The 18,355-nt window shown below is 32.7% G+C and carries 16 protein-coding genes and 1 pseudogene; 7 read left to right on the top strand and 10 right to left on the bottom strand.

What is annotated here, in order from left to right; all coding sequences use genetic code 11:
- Positions 1 to 24: 24 nt before the first annotated feature.
- Both AC3Y25_RS10735 and AC3Y25_RS10730 read right to left on the bottom strand, forming a co-directional pair.
- The gene (locus AC3Y25_RS10735; protein ID WP_489902741.1) at positions 25 to 873 is read right to left on the bottom strand and encodes a hypothetical protein; all 849 of its coding nucleotides are present in this window, start codon (positions 871 to 873) and stop codon (positions 25 to 27) included.
- Between the two features lie 407 nt (positions 874 to 1,280).
- On the bottom strand, positions 1,281 to 3,470 hold the full coding sequence (locus AC3Y25_RS10730; protein ID WP_250835337.1) for a glutamine synthetase III family protein: 2,190 nt from the start codon (positions 3,468 to 3,470) through the stop codon (positions 1,281 to 1,283).
- 429 nt (positions 3,471 to 3,899) lie between these two features.
- On the opposite strand from AC3Y25_RS10730, the gene AC3Y25_RS10725 reads away from it, so the two are divergent.
- On the top strand, positions 3,900 to 4,916 hold the full coding sequence (locus AC3Y25_RS10725) for a glutamine synthetase beta-grasp domain-containing protein (RefSeq protein ID WP_012024410.1): 1,017 nt from the start codon (positions 3,900 to 3,902) through the stop codon (positions 4,914 to 4,916).
- Between the two features lie 285 nt (positions 4,917 to 5,201).
- On the top strand, positions 5,202 to 6,173 hold the full coding sequence (locus tag AC3Y25_RS10720; protein ID WP_489902740.1) for a TerC family protein: 972 nt from the start codon (positions 5,202 to 5,204) through the stop codon (positions 6,171 to 6,173).
- A 76-nt stretch (positions 6,174 to 6,249) separates the two neighbouring features.
- Here the strand turns inward: AC3Y25_RS10720 and AC3Y25_RS10715 are convergent, their stop codons facing one another.
- The 3 genes from AC3Y25_RS10715 to AC3Y25_RS10705 all read right to left on the bottom strand — a co-directional run bounded on the left by AC3Y25_RS10715 (position 6,250) and on the right by AC3Y25_RS10705 (position 8,773).
- Positions 6,250 to 6,780, bottom strand: coding sequence for a hypothetical protein (locus AC3Y25_RS10715; protein ID WP_489902739.1), 531 nt, complete (start codon positions 6,778 to 6,780; stop codon positions 6,250 to 6,252).
- Between the two features lie 88 nt (positions 6,781 to 6,868).
- The gene (locus AC3Y25_RS10710) at positions 6,869 to 7,738 is read right to left on the bottom strand and encodes an alpha/beta hydrolase (RefSeq protein ID WP_489902738.1); all 870 of its coding nucleotides are present in this window, start codon (positions 7,736 to 7,738) and stop codon (positions 6,869 to 6,871) included.
- A gap of 162 nt (positions 7,739 to 7,900) precedes the next feature.
- Positions 7,901 to 8,773: an AraC family transcriptional regulator gene (locus tag AC3Y25_RS10705; protein WP_095929875.1), complete on the bottom strand. Its 873-nt coding sequence runs from the start codon at positions 8,771 to 8,773 to the stop codon at positions 7,901 to 7,903.
- Positions 8,774 to 9,223: 450 nt separating this feature from the next.
- Here AC3Y25_RS10705 and AC3Y25_RS10700 point away from each other — a divergent pair, with 450 nt between their 5' ends.
- The 4 genes from AC3Y25_RS10700 to AC3Y25_RS10685 all read left to right on the top strand — a co-directional run bounded on the left by AC3Y25_RS10700 (position 9,224) and on the right by AC3Y25_RS10685 (position 12,330).
- Positions 9,224 to 9,589, top strand: coding sequence for a T9SS type A sorting domain-containing protein (locus AC3Y25_RS10700; RefSeq protein WP_250835333.1), 366 nt, complete (start codon positions 9,224 to 9,226; stop codon positions 9,587 to 9,589).
- 695 nt (positions 9,590 to 10,284) lie between these two features.
- A complete protein-coding gene (locus AC3Y25_RS10695; protein WP_489902737.1) occupies positions 10,285 to 10,689 on the top strand; it encodes a T9SS type A sorting domain-containing protein in 405 nt (134 codons plus the stop codon).
- Between the two features lie 490 nt (positions 10,690 to 11,179).
- On the top strand, positions 11,180 to 11,581 hold the full coding sequence (locus tag AC3Y25_RS10690) for a T9SS type A sorting domain-containing protein (protein WP_489902736.1): 402 nt from the start codon (positions 11,180 to 11,182) through the stop codon (positions 11,579 to 11,581).
- Between the two features lie 362 nt (positions 11,582 to 11,943).
- The gene (locus AC3Y25_RS10685) at positions 11,944 to 12,330 is read left to right on the top strand and encodes a T9SS type A sorting domain-containing protein (protein ID WP_111375919.1); all 387 of its coding nucleotides are present in this window, start codon (positions 11,944 to 11,946) and stop codon (positions 12,328 to 12,330) included.
- Positions 12,331 to 12,397: 67 nt separating this feature from the next.
- On the opposite strand, the gene AC3Y25_RS10680 is transcribed toward AC3Y25_RS10685, so the two are convergent.
- Positions 12,398 to 12,835, bottom strand: a complete 438-nt coding sequence (locus AC3Y25_RS10680) for a hypothetical protein (RefSeq protein WP_489902735.1) — start codon at positions 12,833 to 12,835, stop codon at positions 12,398 to 12,400.
- A gap of 338 nt (positions 12,836 to 13,173) precedes the next feature.
- On the opposite strand from AC3Y25_RS10680, the gene AC3Y25_RS10675 reads away from it, so the two are divergent.
- Entirely contained in the window at positions 13,174 to 13,560 is a 387-nt protein-coding gene (locus AC3Y25_RS10675; protein ID WP_489902734.1) for a tetratricopeptide repeat protein, read from the top strand.
- Positions 13,561 to 13,654: 94 nt separating this feature from the next.
- Here AC3Y25_RS10675 and AC3Y25_RS10670 read toward each other — a convergent pair whose 3' ends face one another.
- The 4 genes and pseudogenes from AC3Y25_RS10670 to AC3Y25_RS10655 form a co-directional block, all read right to left on the bottom strand.
- Entirely contained in the window at positions 13,655 to 15,226 is a 1,572-nt protein-coding gene (locus AC3Y25_RS10670) for a T9SS type A sorting domain-containing protein (protein ID WP_489902733.1), read from the bottom strand.
- 104 nt (positions 15,227 to 15,330) lie between these two features.
- The gene (locus AC3Y25_RS10665) at positions 15,331 to 15,774 is read right to left on the bottom strand and encodes a hypothetical protein (RefSeq protein WP_482500521.1); all 444 of its coding nucleotides are present in this window, start codon (positions 15,772 to 15,774) and stop codon (positions 15,331 to 15,333) included.
- A 202-nt stretch (positions 15,775 to 15,976) separates the two neighbouring features.
- Positions 15,977 to 16,312, bottom strand: a pseudogene (locus AC3Y25_RS10660) (helix-turn-helix domain-containing protein); the annotation flags it as partial.
- A 266-nt stretch (positions 16,313 to 16,578) separates the two neighbouring features.
- A complete protein-coding gene (locus AC3Y25_RS10655) occupies positions 16,579 to 18,243 on the bottom strand; it encodes an arylsulfatase (protein WP_489902732.1) in 1,665 nt (554 codons plus the stop codon).
- Positions 18,244 to 18,355 lie beyond the last annotated feature (112 nt).

Genomic DNA, 18,355 nt, shown 5'->3' with positions numbered 1-18,355 from the left:
GGCTATCACATTTTGTTTTTACTCTTACATTCCTGATTGAGTAACAGTAATGGTATTCAAGTTACCTTGTGAAAATGCAACACTGCTATGAGAAGCACCAGTTTGAGTTACAGTTGCAGTATTGTTGTTACCAATTTGCAAAGTGCTTTCTTTCAATTTAGTACCATCTTGAGATGTAGTAGCTTTGTTTTCATTACCATATTGATAGTGGTATGATTTGTTACCATCTGCTACAGAAGTTCCAGCTGGAGCTTTTTGTGTCTGCCATGATTTGTTTTTAACCCCTCCTTGAGTAGCATAAGCGTAGTTACCATCTCCGTTTTGAGTTTGAGTAGCTTCATTAGTGTTATGAGGAGCAAATGGCACACTCACAGCATTAACAGCTGCCAATTGAGCTGCATTGAAAGGAGCTCCAGTTGGTTTTTCGTTTCCTGTTGTACCTTGATCAATAATAGCTTCGTTGTTTTTTCCTGTTTGTGTTTGAGTTGCTTTATCAAATCCGCCTAAAGCTGATGCTGGTGGAGCGATCTGATCTTGCCAAATTGTTGCTTTATTCCAGTCTCCTGTTTGAGTTTGGTAAGCTTTGTTGTCATGGTTACTTTGAGAAGCAAATGCAGTATTATTATTTCCTTTTTGTTTTACATCAGCTGCATTATTTTTTGCATTATAAACTCCTGGCTGAATTCCTTGATAAACTTCAGATTTGTTCGAATCTCCTAATTGGTCAATTTTAGAATCATTCGTTTGACCATTTTGATTTACAATACCTGTGTCAGAATTTCCAACCTGGTTTACTGATGAAGTGTTTCCCTGAGCAATTGCTGCTACACCTACAAACAGCATCGCGGAGATGCTTAAAATTACTTTTTTCATAATAAATATATTTAATTGGTTATTAATACAAATTATTATGTAGGTACTTGCAGGTTTACAATTTGGGGGGCAACTTGAAGGGGGCTTCAGAACATCATTTGAAATAGATTTTTAATCTTATTTTCTCAACTTCACGACCAAAATTAGAAAACTTTCTGTAAAATTGGTTCACGTATAAATACCTATTTTACAACATATTAACCTCTTTTCGATGAACTGTAATACTATCTCGATGAACTGCCCAAATGCGCAAAAATTTTCATAGGAAAAAAGATACTTATTACAATTTCTTTACCTTTAAGGGGGTATAAGTAGCAAAAAAGTTCTTCACAAACCTTTTTTTTAGTATAATCTCAAAAAAAAGCCTGTCTTTTTGAGACAGGCTTTAACAAATTGTTATAATATAATTACTTGGTAAACAATAATTCTCTGTATTTGGTCAATGTCCAGCTTTCGTCATCTACTAATAATTCTAATTTATCGCAGTGATTCCGAATTTCATCAAAATAAGGTTTTACGTTATTGCAATACGCTTCTGCCATTTTTTGAGCATCGGTCAATTGATTGGCTTTTTTTCTTTCATTGGTCATAGCCAATACTTTAGAATTGATTCCTTCAATGTGACCCGAAATTTCTTTAATTAAAACAATCTGTTCTTTGGCTAAAGCCTCAAACTCCTTTGCAAAAATTTCTTTCAACCCTTTTACATTATCAATTAAAGTATTTTGGTAACGAATTGCTGTCGGAATTACATGATTTCTCGCAATGTCTCCTAAAACTCTTCCTTCAATTTGGATTTTTTTAGTGTATTCTTCCAATTCGATTTCGTAACGAGCTTCAGCTTCTACGTGATTAAAGATTCCTAATTGTTCAAATAACTCTAAAGCTTGTTTAGAAACCTTTGCTTTAATAGCTTCTGGAGTAGTTTTAAAGTTGCTCAAACCTCTTTTAGCCGCTTCTTTTTCCCAAGCTTCACTATAACCGTCTCCTTCAAAAAGGATTTTTTTAGATTGTTTGATGTATTCTCTTAAGACATTAAAGATCGCATCGTCTTTTTTCATGTCTTTATTTTCAATCAAGTTCTCTACTTCATTTTTAAAATCAATTAACTGTTTTGCTACAATCGCATTCAGAGTTGTCATCGCATTTGAACAGTTTGAATTAGATCCAACAGCTCTAAACTCAAATTTATTTCCAGTGAAAGCAAAAGGTGAAGTTCTATTTCTGTCTGTATTGTCTAATAGTACGTCTGGAATTTTACCAACAACATTCAATTTCAAATCTGTTTTTTCTTCTGGCGAAAGTTTTCCTGTTGTTACGCTTTCTAATTCAGATAAAACCTTAGTTAATTGAGCCCCAATAAATACAGACATAATTGCTGGCGGCGCTTCATTTGCTCCTAACCTATGGTCATTACTTGCTGTTGCGATAGAGGCTCTTAATAAAGTTTCGTTGTCGTTTACTGCTTTTATCGTATTAATAAAGAAAGTCAAAAACTGTAAATTGCTCATTGGCGTTTTACTCGGACTCAACAAGTTAACTCCTGTATCTGTGGCCAGCGACCAGTTATTGTGTTTTCCAGAACCGTTTACTCCTTTAAATGGTTTTTCGTGAAATAACACTTTAAAGTCATGACGCTCTGCAACTCTCTGCATCACATCCATTAATAAAGAGTTGTGGTCAACCGCTAAATTCGTTTCTTCAAAAATCGGTGCTAACTCAAACTGATTTGGCGCTACTTCGTTATGGCGTGTTTTTACCGGAATACCCAATAACATACATTCTTGCTCTAAATCTCTCATATAAGTAAGAGCACGAGTTGGGATAGATCCGAAATAGTGATCGTCTAACTGCTGGCCTTTTGCAGAAGTATGGCCTAACAAAGTTCTTCCCGTCATCATTAAGTCAGGGCGAGAATTTGCCAGCGCTTTATCAATCAAGAAATATTCCTGCTCCCATCCTAATGTTGCAGTTACCTTTTTTACGTTTTTGTCAAAGTATTTACAAACCTCTGTTGCAGCTTCGTCAATTGCAGACAATGCTCTTAATAAAGGTATTTTATTATCTAAAGCTTCACCTGTGTAAGCTATAAATACGGTTGGAATACATAAAGTTGTACCATATATAAAAGCTGGAGAAGTCGGATCCCAAGCAGTATATCCTCTTGCTTCAAAAGTATTTCTGATTCCGCCATTCGGGAAACTAGATGCATCTGGCTCTTGCTGCACTAATTGTGCTCCTCCAAATTTTTCTACAGGGTCGCTTCCGTCATAAGAAGTTTCAAAAAAAGCATCGTGTTTTTCTGCTGTTGTTCCAGTAAGAGGCTGAAACCAATGCGTATAATGAGTCACTCCTTTAGAAAGAGCCCATTCTTTCATTCCCATAGCAATATAATCTGCTAATTTTCTGTCGATTTTAGTTCCGTGCTGGATGGCATCTCTTACTCCTTTAAATGCATCTGAAGTTAAAAATTGCTTCATTGCCTTTTCATTAAACACATTTGCACCAAAAAGATTTGATTTTCGGCCAATTTCTTCAAAATGTACCGGCTTTCTGTTAGAAGCTTGTTGTAAAGCTTGGAAACGTAATGTTGACATGGTATGTATATTTTAAATTCGTACTAATTTTCATTAAAAAAAGAAGCAACAAATATAAACAATAAATAAGCCTGTTTAGAATATAAATTATAGATTTTTAGTCAATGATTTTTCAACATAAAACGCTTTTTTCGAAGAATAATGAATTCAAATCGTAGAAATATAACAAAACTGTACGGTATTATTGATTAAATAAACATTTTTTCATAATTTATTAACTCATAAATTCAAAAATGAGCCGTAATTATTACGAATTTATTTTTTTAAGCTTACTAAAATTGCTTTTTTTAAAATATACCCCTCACAAAATTGCGCTTATCCAAAAAATTATACTTCGCAAAACAAAATAGCCCCCTAATTTTTAGGACTAAAAAAATAAATCTATATTTGACCCAACGAAAAAAAACAAAAAAATTAATTTATATTATTATGGCTAAAATTAAGTTAGAGTACATTTGGTTAGATGGATATGAACCAACTCAAAATCTTAGAAGTAAAACTAAAGTTGAAGAACACGAAAACTTCAAAGGAACATTAGAAGAACTTGGAAACTGGTCATTTGATGGTTCGTCAACTAAACAAGCTGAAGGTGGTTCTTCTGACTGTCTTTTAGTTCCTGTTGCAATTTATCCAGATCCAACTCGTATCAATGGATGGTTAGTTATGTCTGAAGTTATGTACGCAGACGGAACTCCACACCCTTCTAACGGTAGAGCTACAATTGATGATGATAATGATGATTTTTGGTTTGGTTTCGAACAAGAGTATTTCATTATGGATACTAAAACTCAACTTCCACTTGGTTTCCCTGTTGGAGGATACCCTGCTCCACAAGGGATGTACTACTGTTCAGTAGGTGGAAAAAATACACACGGAAGAAAATTAGTTGAAGAGCATGCTGATTTATGTATCGCTGCTGGAATCAACTTTGAAGGAATCAACCAAGAGGTTGCTTGCGGACAATGGGAATTCCAATTATTTGCTAAAGGTGCTAAAAAAGCTGGAGATGAAATCTGGGTTGCTCGTTACCTATTAGACCGTTTGACTGAGAAATATGGTTACTATATTGAATATCACCCAAAACCTCTAGGAGATACAGACTGGAACGGTTCTGGAATGCATGCTAACTTCTCTAACGAAGTATTAAGAACATGTGGAGACCAAGCAACTTACGAAAGAATCTGCGAAGCTTTCCGTCCTGTTACTGCTGAGCACATCGCAGTTTACGGAGCTTACAACGACCAACGTTTAACTGGTAAACACGAAACGGCTTCTATTCACGATTTCTCTTATGGAGTTTCAGACAGAGGATGTTCTATCAGAATTCCTTTAATGACTGTTCAAAAAGGATGGAAAGGATGGTTGGAAGACAGAAGACCAGCTTCAAACGGAGACCCTTACAAAATTGCTGCTAGAATTATCAAAACTGTTAAATCAGCACTATAATTTTAAGCTTAAATTATATTCTAAAAATGCCAGCATTATTTGCTGGCATTTTTTTTTATACTAAACCCGAGAGCTTTAAATCATAAGTTATCTGCCAACTTTGTCAAAGTTTTAAACTTTGACAAAGTTTCAACATCACCTATTTTCACTCTTAAACCTCATAACTTTATAACACTTAACATTTTACAAATAACAAATATTACTTAATTTTAAGGTTAATTTAATTTTTAAATTAATTAAGTTAAACATCAAAACTTATCTTTGTAAATCATTAAAAAAATTATTATGATAGTCTGGTCACTCTTTTTACTTGCTGTAGTTTTTATTCTTGCTTTAGATTTAGGTGTCTTCAACAAAACACCCCATATTATTAGCACAAAAGAAGCCAGCAAATGGACCTTGGTTTGGGTTACTTTATCATTCCTGTTTTCAGGAGTAATTTATTGGCTATACACCACTGACTATATCGACAATCCAGATAATCTCAAACCTGCTGTTGCTTCAATGAAGTTTATTACCGGTTATTTAATCGAGCTTTCTTTGAGTGTCGATAATATCTTTGTTATTGCTATTATTTTTGCTTCTTTTAAAATTCCACAAAAATATCAGCACCGTGTTTTATTCTGGGGAATCTTAGGCGCTATTGTTTTCCGCGGATTAATGATTTTCTTCGGAGTTATGCTGATCAATAAATTTGCTTGGACAACGTATGTCTTTGGAGTTTTCTTAATATTTACCGCAATAAAAATGCTTTTTTCTGGAGAAGAAGAAGATTTTCATCCAAAAGATTCTTTTATCTATAAAGCTTTAGGTAAAGTTATGCCGATTACAGCAGAAACAGATGGCGAGAAATTTTTCATTTCGACCAAAACGGCAAAAAAAGCAGCTACTCCACTATTTGTAGCTTTAATTGTTATTGAAGTAATGGACGTTTTATTTGCCGTAGACAGTGTCCCTGCAATTCTGGCTATTACCAAAGATCCTTTTTTAGTATTCAGTTCGAACATTTTTGCTATTCTTGGATTACGTTCTATGTACTTTTTCTTAGCAAATATGTTAGCAAAATTCAGTTATTTAGAATACAGCTTAGTAGCAATTTTAGCTTTTGTTGGATTAAAAATGCTTTTACACGATTTCTTCCACGTTCCAGAATGGGCTTCTTTAGGATTTATCGCCTTATCTCTTCTAGTAGGAATTTTAGTTTCTCTTAAATTCGGACCAGAAAAAGTTTTAAATGATTCGTCAAGCGAAGAATAATTAGTTTTAAAACATATATTCATAAAAAAAAGGAAATCTTAGGATTTCCTTTTTTGTTTCTAAATCAATTTTAAAATTAATTTACTTGTTTAACATTACTATCATCAATGTTATATTTTTTAATTACAGCATAATAATCTGAATAATCTGGCTTATTAACAGATTTATTAGTGTTTACAGGATCATTACCCGGTACAACTACTATACGGAATTTTTGTCCAGTTCTTAAATCAGCTGGCACTTCATTTAATTCAAAACCTTGAAGATAAAGTTCATAATCAACTAGAGTAAAATTAAATTTGTAAGTGAAAAATAAAGTTCCATCATTGTAATAATGTGATTCTGGAATCTGTACCCAAACAGTACGTCCTGCACTTACTCCATCTGCTCTGTAAGCCAAAACTACATCACCTGGAAAAAGTGTAAAACCAAAAGATCTAACACCACCATTTCCATTGGCATCAAATGAGACATTATTTACATCAATAACTTCAGCAGCTACTGATTCACCTGGAACTCCTGGAACTCCCGGAGGCCCTTCTGGTCCTTCACAGCTAGAAAATGCAATTAAACCGATAACTGCAAATAAGGTAAGTATCTTTTTCATAATTATTTTTTTTAAGGATTATATATAAAGGTATTCCAAAAATTAAACCAAAAAAAGTGATTTGGCTTATTTTACAACAAAAATGTCCTTATTTTTTCACAGTCACTTGATTTCTAGCTAGTATTTTATTAAAAAATAATACGTGATACGGAAGTGAGTTTTCCCAATAATCCCAAGTATGAGCCCCTGGACGTTCTGTATAATCGTGGTCAACTTTATTATAAACCAATCTTCTGTGCAGTTCTCTATTTGGCTCGATTAAAAAATCGTCTACACCACAATCTATAATTAAAGGAAGCTTATTCGATTTCAATTTATCGGCCATTCTTAAAACAGAATTTTGTTCGTACAATTCTGTATTACCGCTTTTATCCCCAAATACGGGCTGCATCAATTTTACAACCTGCGCTGAGGAATCTCTGTTAAGCATCGTACTCATATCTACTGCCCCGCTCATACTTCCTGCTGCACAAAATAATTCTGGATGCCTGGCTGACAAATACAATGCACCATGTCCGCCCATAGACAGACCTGTAATAACTCTACCATTTTTATTGGCAATTGTTTTATAGGTTTTATCTACTTTCTGAATTACTTCCTGTGTAATAAAAGTCTCAAACTGACTTTCTTTATTGACAGGACTATCAATATAAAAACTAAACGTTTCCCCCTCTGGCATTACAATAATCATATTGTATTGATCCGCCAGATTGTGAACCAATTTTTTGTTTGGAGTACTTTTTAGCCAGTCGCTAAAATGTCCGTAAGCACCATGCAAAAGATACATTACAGGAAAAGACATTTTACTTTTTGCATAAGAATTTGGCAAAACTACCGCTGCTTTATAGGTTTTTCCCATTGCGGTACTGGCAACTTGAAGTGTGTCTACTTTTGCAGCATATGTCATGGTGGTAAGACAAAGCAAAAATGCAGACAATAGCATTTTAAATTTCTTCATTTTGATATTTTTTTCTGATTAGGGTTTGTAAATATAACTTTTTTCAGAATAAAATATATGAAAAATCCGACTTGCTTTGGAGTAAAAAAAGATAGCCACGAATTCACGAATTAATATTAAATAAAATTCGTGAATTGGTGGCTAAAAAAACTCAAGCTAAAACTAACTGATTATAATCTTATGCTCGTGGCGGTATTGCGAAGCACTTTTACCGGTATATTGTTTAAACGATTTACTAAAGTGGCTGAAGTTATTAAAACCGCTTTCGTAGCAAACTTCATTTATACTCATTGGCTGTTCTGCCAAAAGTTTTGAAGCATGCACGAGACGATATTCATTTACAAACTCAGTAAATGTTTTATTGGATATCTTCTTGAAATAACGGCAGAAAGAAGGCGTAGTCATACTAACCAGACTCGAAACCTCATCTATAGAGATAGATTCCTGAAAATGATCTTTTACAAAATTAAAAACCACATTCATACGATCATTATCTTGAGTTTGCAATTCCATCGAAAATCCGTCGGCGTTTAAAATGGTATATTCCTCAGCCGATTCCAGTTCGTCTAAAACACTCAAAAGCGTTATAAGTCTTTGAAATGGCGGTTCATTTTCCATCATTTCAATTTTCTTACCAATACGTTTTTTCGTTTCACCTCCAAAAGCGATTCCGCCTTTAGCTTGTTTCAAAATATTCTGCACCTTTTTCATTTCGGGCGCAACAAAAAAGTCGCTTCCTAAAAATTCAGGTTTAATATGGATAACGGTTTCCGTTGTATTTCCTGTTTGCTCATTTGTAAAACCGCAATGCGGCAAATTAGCTCCTATTAAAAGTAAACTACCATTGGTATAATAAGAAACATGGCTTCCTATTTGTCTTTTTCCTGCCCCACCGTTTATATAGACCAACTCAATTTCTGGATGATAGTGCCATAAATGAGCTTTGCTATTGGTCTTTTCGGCGTGTTTAGCGTAGGTAAAAGAACTTCCGTATGAGTTAGTTATCACTTCAAGAGCTGGGGCAATAGTCTTCATGATAATTTCTTTAAAAAATAATAGCAAATTTAACAAAATCACCTAAAATAATTTAAATTTTAACCTATAACGGTTTCGTAAATGCGAATTTTACATTAAAATAACGTTCTTAACGCTGAAGAATTTATACCAAATTCGGCTTTTTTTTAGGGTCTTATTTTTTTTCCTTACTTTTTTTCTATTTATCTTATTTAAAACTCAATTTTATTCCAATATGTTAAAATTTGTAAGAAAAATAGAAATTTTAAGAAGTATTCAGTTTTTGAAAAACTTTGAATAAAAACAATCAAATTAACAAAAACACAACATTAAAGTCAAATTTTAACATATAACGGTTTCGTAAATGAGAATATAGCATATAAATTGGAAAATATAGATGTTAAAATACCACACATGCTGCTATAACTTTGCATCAGAGAAATGAACGAAAAAAATTTAATACTATAGAATATGAAAAAGGTTATGAAATTAAGTTTAGTATTTGCAGTACTTCTAACAGGAATGAGTACATATGCAATTGATGGAAATGAAGCATTAAATCTTCATGTATTAAAAGGAAATGGCAAGGTAATTGCTTTTGGAATTAATCAATTACAAAAAGCAGTTATTAGTATATATGATACAAATGGTACTTTAATCTATACTGAGAATGCTTCTGGTAAAGACGGAATCTTAAGAACTTTCAGTTTAGAAGAATTCCCTCAAGGAAAATATATTTTAGAGGTTGCCGACAGCTTCAAAAAAGTAAAATACGATATCACTGTTGACGCTAATAGTTCTGTTTTATCTTCAAAAGGTACAGTTTCTGTTAACTAAGAAAATATTAAGGTTAAGTGCAATTCTTCACGGCACTTAAAACTTTATACTCTAATACAGTATAAAAAGTGAGGTTAGATAGTTAGTAAGTTAAAAACTTTCAAAAGTTTTAAAAACAGCTCTTTGTGGTTACTGAGCTGTTTTTTTTTGCTCTTTACTTTTTGAGTTTTCAACCGCAAAGATTTTTTACCGCAAAGACACAAAGATTTACGCAAAGTTCACAAAGTTTTTTTTTCAAAGATCATGCATATAAATGCAAAGTTCGCAAAGCTATATTAGGATATTATTCTATAAAATTTACTCCAAAAATCTTTGTGAACTTTGCGTTTTTTATAACCCCTCATACTAAAAATCCTAGCGCACTTTGCGGTTAAATTCACGCAGTTTTTTTACCGCAAAGGCACAATCCAAATAAAAACTTAGAATCTCAGTATCTTAGAACCTTAGCATCTTTATAATTCCTACATTTTTTAAACAAATCGTTATCTCAATGTAAATTAAAAACTACCAAAAACGTTGAAAAATAGTAACAAAATCAAGAAAAACAGTATAAAATAACTCGAATTTTAACATATAACGGTTTCGTAAATGAGAATATAGCATATAAATTGGAGAATATAGTATTGATTTTTTACTTACAACTGAAGTAATTTAGCATCAGAGAATTAGAACTATTAATTTAAAAACTAAATACCATGAAAAAGATTGTTAAATTGAGTTTAGTAGCAGCATTGCTTTTCACAGGAATAAGCACATATGCAATTGATGGAACAGCAGATTTTAATTTGCATGTAATTAAAGCTAATGGTAAACAAATCACTTTTGGTCTTAACCAAACGCAAAAAGCCAACTTAGCAATTTACGATAAAGATGGATCTTTAATTTATTCTGAAAGCGCTTCAGGCAAAGACGGGATTTTAAGAACTTTCAGCCTAGAAGAGTTTCCAGAAGGAACTTACTTCCTGGAAGTAGAAGACAATACAAAAAAAGCAAAATACGAAATCACTATAACGGATGAAGTTTCTGTTTTATCTAAAAACGCAGTTTCTTCTGTTTACAAAGAAGGTTTCGCTAAAAATACAAGCGTGGCAGCACGCTAAAAAGTTTATGCTTTCATAAAGTATAAAAGTGAGGTTAGATAGTTAGTAAGTTTAAAAACTTTCAAAAGTTTTAAAAACAGCTCTTTGTGGTTATAGAGCTGTTTTTTTTTACCACAAAGTTTTTTACCGCAAAGCTCGCAAAGATTTACGCAAAGTTCACAAAGCTTTGCGAACTTTTTCGTTTTATAAACCTATTGTATAATAATTCTTAGCGTACTTTGCGTAAATCTTAGCGCACTTTGCGGTTAAAAAAATCACTTCGTTTTTGTAAAGAAATCCTTAACCCACTGTAAACTTAAAATCAAGCAAAAAATTGAAAAATAATAACTGAATTAACAAAAACATTAAAAATAATTCACGCTTTAACCTATAACGGTTTCGTAAATGAGAATATAGCATAGAAATAGGAAAATACAGTTGCGCTTTTTCATGCAATACATAAGTAATTTAGCATCAGAGAATTAGAACTATTAATTTAAAACTAAGTACCATGAAAAAGATTGCAAAATTGAGTTTAGTAGCAACGTTGCTTTTCACAGGAATAAGCACTTACGCAATTGATGGAAATGGAGATTTTAATCTTCATGTATTAAAAGCTAATGGAAAACTGATCACTTTCGCACTTAACAAAGTACAGAAAGCCAATTTAGCTATTTATGACAAGGACGGAACTTTAATCTATTCTGAAAGCGCATCTGGAAAAGATGGGATTTTAAGAACTTTCAGCCTAGAAGAATTTCCTGAGGGAACTTACTATTTAGAAGTAGAAGACAGTGTAAAAAGAGTAAAATATGAAATCACAATAGGAGATAATGCCTCTTTATCGAGAAATGCAGTTTCTTCTGTTTACAAATCTGGTTTTGCTAAAAACACTAGTGTTGCTACACGCTAAAATTTTATACTTCAAAAAGGTATAAATTATGGTTAGAAAATTTAAAAATTACGCTTATAAGAAACAGCTCGTGGTGGTTACAGAGCTGTTTTTTTTTGTTTAAAGATTAAAACAGATGATGAAACAGAAAATTTCTGAAAATTATTCTTATTAATTCAACTCTTTGATTTTTAAGTGTTAAAAAAGTTTTCTAAAAATAAATCCAAAAGCACAGTATTTACGTACATAGTTCAAACAAAATACCGAAATAATTACAATTCAATAACTTAAGCGTTTAAAAATGCTAATTTATTGCTAAAAATTAAATTTGTATTTGTAGTTTTACGCGTTCCACATTTAGTAATTAACAATTTAAAAAAAACATGACAAAATTTACCAAAGCTGGTTTAGTTGCTGCCTTTTTTTTAGCGACTGTGTTTACCTACGCCATTGATGGAAAAGGTGATTACATTTTAAATATCAAAACAGGAAATGGAAAAGTAGTTAGCTTTACTTTAGACACTGTAGAAAATGCATCTTTCTCTATCTACGACGAAAATCACAATTTACTTTATGCGGGAGAATCTGCAGCAGACAAATTAGAAGTTTCTAAAACAATTAGTTTAGAAAGTTTTCCTGCTGGAACGTATGTTCTTGAAGTGAAAGCAAACGACAAAGTTGCGAAACACGAAATTAAAGTCGCTGCTAAAAAAGTGAAGACTGTAAAGTTAGATCAATCTGTTAATCAGAGTCCATCTTTCCGTCGTTAATTTTTTGCCCCCAAAAGAATTAGAAAAGCAGCTCGTACCAGGAGCTGCTTTTTTGTTTTCATATTTTCTATTTCCTTAAACCTGAACCTATTTTTGCCAGTTTCCAAAAAAGATCTTTTTCAGAGGGAACGATTACTTTTTGAGATTCTTTAAAAGCAGTAGAATGTCCAAAAGCATATATATAATCCAGCACATCTATCAATTTGAAGCTTTGTTTATATTCTGATCGTACCTCATCACTGTTAGCAAAACATACATTTCCAGCTTCTTGTTCTTCTAAAAACAATAAACCTAAATGATTGGCAAAATATTTCACCACATCTTTATTTATAAAAATTATTTCGGAAGTTTCTTGAAACAAATCATCTATTATAAAAGATGCATCAGGACTACTCTGCTGTATTTTTTGAACACAGAACTCCAGATCAACATTCTCTTGAAATGCAATCGTTGTCTTCTGTTGCCGTAAAGCTTCTATTTTATTCAGATATTCTTGTATTGTCATCTTAAAAATTGCGTTATGACATAAAGTTAAATTATATTTTTTAACGAATGAAAAACACGGCATCTAAAATCACTTTTCTAGCTTTTGAAAACACACAAAAACACACAAAAACACACAAAATCAAACACTTAAAAATCATTAACAGAATCGACAAAATCAAAAAAAAATCGTTAAAAAACACTTTACATTACTGATTTCCATATATTTGTATACTAAAAGTATCTTTAATCGTAAAATAATAAAGTAAAAATGCCGTTTACGATTAATAAAGCTTTTTTGGTGTAGAGAATCATTTTAAAAGCAATTCAAAAAATACGATTAATACCAAAACTAAACCTATGCAAAAACAACTAGCTATTTTAGTATTGTTTATCGCATTTTCATTTCGTGCTTCTGCACAAAACGAAACTTATTATAAAACCGATAAAGTTGGCGAAAAGTATGCCTATGTCGATGTTATAAGAACTTACGAAAAGGTTGCGGCAAAAGGCTACAAATCTGTAGACTTGTTTCAAAAACTAGGAAATTCATCGTATTCGAATTGCGAACTAGAAAAAGCAGCCGAATGGTACAGCGAACTCTTCGCTCTAACCACAGATTTGGATCCCGTTTACTATTACCGCTATGCAGAATCGTTACGTTTTATTTCTGAAAACGAAAAAGCCGATGCTCTTATCGAAAAATTAAAGCGTAAATCGAAAACTTCTATAAAAAGTAAAGTTTAATAAAACTTGAATGGATATAAAAAAACCTCTCATTTCTGAGAGGTTTTTTTGTTTTATAACCTTTTCCATAATTAGTGATGAAAACTCTAGAAATCTATTTTTTAATTATTTTCTTAGAAATAAAAGTTCCATTAACTTTTGCTTTCAATAAATAGGCTCCTTGGCTTAATTTAGATATATCAATTTTATCATTTAAACCCAATTCCTCACTAATTATCAATCTTCCATTTAAATCAAAAATTTGGAAATTTTCAATCTTAACATCATTTTCAGCTTTTACATTTATAAAATCACTTGATGGATTTGGATAAAAAACTAAAGGCGATTTATTTTCTATTAATGGAATACTTAAATTATTAGCATATTTCCATAATGTATTATCTTTTGCATAATATAAATAATCATTGTAAGAAACGAAACTTAGCACCTTATCCAATGCGCTAATTTGCTTTAGAGTATTTAGTTTTAAATCAAAAATATATCCTTTAGTAGATCGATTTTGATCTACTGATGCTATGTAATATTGATTATCGTTAATTTTGAAAAAAATAGAAGAATCTAAAAAATCAACGAACATAGAAGATTTAGGTATACCCTTCGATAATTCTCCTAAATTTGTTTCTGTATAATCAGTAAGGCTTAAAGACACTAAAGATGTGCCTCCCATTTGGTCTGGTGAAGCAAAAAGTAGCGAGTTGTCCGTTTTTGTAAAATTTGACGGAGGAAAATAATAACTACTAATTTTTCTGTAAATTTCAGTTACATTTTTATTCACCGAATCAAATTTCCATATTGAAAGTTTATTTAACTCGTCAGAAAAAAACATAAAATACAAGTTATTATTTGCCTCGATAACACTACTATGGTCAACCCAATATTGTTGGGCGTTCCAAACTTCTCCTATTGTTTTTGTATTTTCAAGCGTTCCATCTGTTTCATGCAGATATAATCTACTAACAAAGTACAATTTACTATTGTGTTCTATATATTGTGATAGACCCGATGAACCTACACTATCAGATCCATTTCCTTCTATTAAACCTGTTATCGGAAATGTCCCAACTGAAGTGCCGTCACTTCTCCATACTTTAGAATTACTTGTACCTGGAGGCTGAAACGTAAATATAAAAGTACTATTGCATTTACCTTGAAACGTCGGAGTATTCCAAATAGGTAAATTATCTTTTACCAATACTGTACCCATTGACGTTCCGTCGGTTTTCCAGACTTGCAGCTTATCATCTTCCTTAATTAAAAAATAAATTAAATTGCCAACAGCTGTAAGCTTTGAAGTTCTTCCATTAATAAAACTTGTAACTTTTACAGTACCAGCTTCCGTTCCGTCGGTTTTCCATATCTCTCCAGAAGAACTTTCATCTTTAGCAATAAAATAGAAATTATTATTTAGTACTGTACCTTTTCCAGGTGTCCCTACGATAGAAAATTCTGGACCAGAATATATATCTTTTATTAGTTTTGTACCAAAAGTAGTTCCATCACTTTGCCATATTTCGCGACCAGTATCAGCTTCACTTGCTTCGAATATCAGCTTATCGTTAATTTTTTGAAAACCTAATGGATAACTCGTAAAATCATATATTTTTTGCTGAGCATTGGTTTCGGTAAAAATACAAAGTATAAAAAATAAAAGTAGTTTTGTTTTCATTCGGTTTGTTTAGTAAGTTTTCTTCATAAAAGTCAAAATCAATAAACAAAAAAACTCTCTATTCAGAAAGATCTTTTATTTAAATCACAACCTTATCATTTCAATTAATCCGATATTTTATAATCGGTAAACTTATAAGTATTGTCCTTTTTTCCCATTAATTCAATAGACTGGAAATTAACGCCTTGATCTGTAACTTGATAATCATAAACATCTATTACGCCATCATAGTTATGTAGTTCATAATACTTTCCGTTTTCAACCCACCATTTACCATTTTCAGTAATTTGATCAACTTTACCGTTTTCGTACATCGCAACAAAAAGTAAAACACTTGTTCCGTTTTCAAAACGACATGACACCCAATATTTATTTACTCCTTCTTGCTGTTGTCCCATTTCAGAACCTTTCCAGCACCCAAAAAGTTTCGGGTCATATGTTTTCTTTTCCGCCTTATTAATTGCTTTTACATCCAGTTTTGCTTTTGTCTGGCTAAAACCGAAGTTTGCAATAAGGAACAATCCTAAAATAAAAATGCTTTTTTTCATTTAAAATTAATTTTTGAAGTTAGATATAGTTTTTGGTTTTTATAATTTGTTTGCCTTTCCGCTTAAGCTTTTCATCTCCATTTTCCGATTGCTAATATATACAAACAAATTACTTCTAAATTGAGGAAAGCCGTAAAACGATATTTTTTTATAAAAGAAAAAACCTCTCATTTCTGAGAGGTTTTCTTTTATATAAAATTTACTATTTCTCTTTTAGCAATTTTTCTAAATATTCTATTTTATCTTTTTCTGCTTGAAGCAAACGCTCGTAAAGCTTTTTATTTTCTTCTACCGTTTCCATTAATTTATCTAATGGATTGAAAGTGCAATGATTATTATTTCCAAAGTGACTATTATGTAGAGCCTCATTAAAACTATTGAAATAATTAATTGCCGCTTCGTCTGAAAAATTCTTAATCGCTTCAACCGTTACACCAAGCGCTTTTGCAACCTCAACAAGTTTTTCGTCATCAATGGTTTCGCTGTTTTCCATAGCCGAAATCGCTTGCTGGTTTGTTCCTAAAGCCTGCGCCAAAGCTTATTTCAACCCAATTAGCACACAATCTTGTCATTTCAACGTAAGGAGAAATCTTCGCAAGAAACTCGACAAAGATTGGCGACATTCTGTATGGAGCTACTTGTGGAGATTTCTCCTTACGTCGAAATGACAAGCTTTATGGAATTTTGTTCTTTTACAGGCTCGAGCGTCACGCTTATGCATTACTTTACGTTCATGAGCATGATGCTCGAGCCAGCAGGGAATGCTCCCCTTTTTTTATTGAAATTACCCATTAAACAAAAAAATTATTTTTTCTTTTTGACTGCTCCAGATTCCTGCTGGTTTGCTTTGATTTTTTCTTTTACAGATTTTAATATTCCGTCAATCGTGAAACTTGCCGGTTCTTGGCTTGGCGGATAAGCAATGAATGTTTGCAAGAATACGGCTGATTTTTGAATTCCTTGTGCTAGGATAAAGTCATTTTTCAATCTCCAGTCATTATATTGGTCGGTATCGTCAGATCTTTCATAAGGGTCTTGACGCAAGTTGAACAATTTAGGAAGACGAAGTTTAACCAATGGGTCTTGCCAAATGTCTAAGTTCCCTTTAGCTCTTTGTTCTTCAAACACCACTTTCCAGTCGTCAAATCTAATACCTACAAGATCTGCATCATCATCAAAATAAAAGAATTCATTTCTTGCTGATTTCTTGTCTTGAGCTGCACTTGTCAAATAAGGCAATTGGTTGAAACCATCCAAATGCACTTTGAAAGAGTTACCTTGTGATTGATAGCTACCTTTTAACAACTCATCGGTTATATTTGCGTTACCCGCTGCTGCAAGCAATGTTGGGAACCAGTCAAGACCAGAAAAAATACCGTTCAGAATTTGTCCACTTGGGATATGTCCAGGCCAACGAATGAAAGCTGGTGCACGGAATGCACCTTCCCAGTTTGAGTCTTTTTCGCTACGGAATGGAGTGATAGAGGCATCGGGCCAGCTAAACATATTTGGGCCATTATCGGTAGTGTACACTACTATAGTATTGTCGGCAATACCTAGTTCATCCAGTGCTTTTAGAATTTTGCCTATGTCGCCGTCATGCTCCAACATACCGTCAGCATACTCGTTATCAGGCATACCACTTTGTCCGCGCATTGATTCGCGCACGTGTGTAAATACATGCATACGCGTAGCATTCATCCATACAAAAAATGGTTTTCCGTCTTTATTTTGTCTTTTTATAAAATCGATTGCTTTATCAAAAGTTTCATCATCAATAGTTTCCATTCTCTTTTTAGTTAATGGTCCCATATCTTGAATGGTTTGTTTGCCTACCCTTCCAAAGCGTGGATCAACCGTAGGATCATCTTTGTCAGATGCCTTACAGTTCATAATACCGCGAGGGGTGGCTGTTTTTAAGAATTGAGGGTCTTTAGGCCAGTTTGCTCTTTCGGGCTCTTCCTCCGCATTTAAATGATAAAGGTTACCGTAAAACTCATCAAATCCGTGTACAGTTGGTAGATATTTGTTCAAATCGCCTAAGTGATTTTTACCAAATTGGGCTGTTGCATAACCTAATGGTTTAAGGGCTTGTGCAAGAGTAATGTCACGCGCTTGCAAACCAATATCAATTCCTGGAAGTCCTACTTTTGACAGACCTGTACGGTAGCAACTTTGTCCAGTAATAAACGTTGAGCGTCCTGCCGTACAACTATTTTCAGCATAATAATCAGTAAACATGGCTCCTTCTTTGGCCAAACGGTCGATGTTAGGGGTTTGGTAACCCACTACGCCTTTTCCGTAGGCACTGATATTAGAAATACCAATATCGTCTCCAAAAATAACCAAAATGTTTGGTTTATTCTTCTCCTGAGCCATGGCGTTAGGCGAAACAATTATCCCTGTTACCAATACAGCGCCAATGGTAGTCCATTTGCAACACTTTTTTAATTTGTCTTTTAAATCCATTTGCCTTCCTTTATAGTTAATACTGTACTTATTTTAAAAATCTTAAAAATTTAGATTATAATTTTATAGTATACTATTTTTAGCCAGACTAAAGTTAATTAATTGTTTGTTT

The sequence above is a fragment of the Flavobacterium sp. LK-23 genome, from assembly GCF_058135255.1.
This window is presented reverse-complemented; position numbering and strand designations above follow the sequence as displayed.

Excerpts from the sequence above, each read along its gene's own strand:
- AC3Y25_RS10680 (WP_489902735.1), bottom strand. The coding sequence starts at position 12,835 with ATGACAATACAAGAATATCTGAATAAAATAGAAGCTTTACGGCAACAG.
- AC3Y25_RS10665 (WP_482500521.1), bottom strand. The coding sequence starts at position 15,774 with ATGAAAAAAAGCATTTTTATTTTAGGATTGTTCCTTATTGCAAACTTC.
- AC3Y25_RS10695 (WP_489902737.1), top strand. The coding sequence starts at position 10,285 with ATGAAAAAGATTGTTAAATTGAGTTTAGTAGCAGCATTGCTTTTCACA.
- AC3Y25_RS10685 (WP_111375919.1), top strand. The coding sequence starts at position 11,944 with ATGACAAAATTTACCAAAGCTGGTTTAGTTGCTGCCTTTTTTTTAGCG.
- AC3Y25_RS10655 (WP_489902732.1), bottom strand. The coding sequence starts at position 18,243 with ATGGATTTAAAAGACAAATTAAAAAAGTGTTGCAAATGGACTACCATT.
- AC3Y25_RS10730 (WP_250835337.1), bottom strand. The coding sequence starts at position 3,470 with ATGTCAACATTACGTTTCCAAGCTTTACAACAAGCTTCTAACAGAAAG.
- AC3Y25_RS10670 (WP_489902733.1), bottom strand. The coding sequence starts at position 15,226 with ATGAAAACAAAACTACTTTTATTTTTTATACTTTGTATTTTTACCGAA.
- AC3Y25_RS10705 (WP_095929875.1), bottom strand. The coding sequence starts at position 8,773 with ATGAAGACTATTGCCCCAGCTCTTGAAGTGATAACTAACTCATACGGA.
- AC3Y25_RS10715 (WP_489902739.1), bottom strand. The coding sequence starts at position 6,780 with ATGAAAAAGATACTTACCTTATTTGCAGTTATCGGTTTAATTGCATTT.
- AC3Y25_RS10735 (WP_489902741.1), bottom strand. The coding sequence starts at position 873 with ATGAAAAAAGTAATTTTAAGCATCTCCGCGATGCTGTTTGTAGGTGTA.
- AC3Y25_RS10725 (WP_012024410.1), top strand. The coding sequence starts at position 3,900 with ATGGCTAAAATTAAGTTAGAGTACATTTGGTTAGATGGATATGAACCA.
- AC3Y25_RS10675 (WP_489902734.1), top strand. The coding sequence starts at position 13,174 with ATGCAAAAACAACTAGCTATTTTAGTATTGTTTATCGCATTTTCATTT.
- AC3Y25_RS10690 (WP_489902736.1), top strand. The coding sequence starts at position 11,180 with ATGAAAAAGATTGCAAAATTGAGTTTAGTAGCAACGTTGCTTTTCACA.
- AC3Y25_RS10720 (WP_489902740.1), top strand. The coding sequence starts at position 5,202 with ATGATAGTCTGGTCACTCTTTTTACTTGCTGTAGTTTTTATTCTTGCT.
- AC3Y25_RS10700 (WP_250835333.1), top strand. The coding sequence starts at position 9,224 with ATGAAAAAGGTTATGAAATTAAGTTTAGTATTTGCAGTACTTCTAACA.
- AC3Y25_RS10710 (WP_489902738.1), bottom strand. The coding sequence starts at position 7,738 with ATGAAGAAATTTAAAATGCTATTGTCTGCATTTTTGCTTTGTCTTACC.